1 protein-coding gene is annotated in these 447 nt (G+C 67.8%); it reads right to left on the reverse strand.

The genetic code is table 11. The features are described from left to right. Positions 1 to 430: histidine kinase dimerization/phospho-acceptor domain-containing protein (locus D7Y13_RS42880; RefSeq protein ID WP_279637206.1), on the reverse strand; the 430-nt coding region annotated here is incomplete at its 3' end. Positions 431 to 447 lie beyond the last annotated feature (17 nt).

Raw genomic sequence — 447 nt, forward strand, 5'->3', positions numbered from 1 at the left:
GGATCTGGAGCAGCGCGTCGGGGTCAATCATCACCGGGGGCAGCGAGGGATCGAAGCTCTCCTCGATGCTGATATCGCGCGCGAAACCGGTCTGTGCGACGCGGCGGGCGTGGTCGAGCAGCGGATAGATGTTGGCGGGCTCGGTCGCCAGCGGACGCCGATCGGTGAAATCCTGCATCCGGTCGATCAATGCCGCGATGCGATCGACTTCGGTCGTGATCAACGAGGTCAATTCCTCCCCGGCGCCCTCGCCCGCCAGCAATTGTGCCGCGCCGCGAATGCCCGACAGCGGATTCTTGATCTCATGCGCGAGCATTGCCGCCGCGCCGATCGCCGCGCGCGCGCCGCCGCGTTCGGCGGATTGCCCGACGCGACGCGACTCGCCCGACGGATGCAGCGCGATCACGCGCCAGCCCGGCCGATCGGCCACGGCGGTCTCGTAATAAT

This window comes from Corallococcus praedator, assembly GCF_003612125.1.
Lineage (GTDB): Bacteria > Myxococcota > Myxococcia > Myxococcales > Myxococcaceae > Corallococcus > Corallococcus praedator.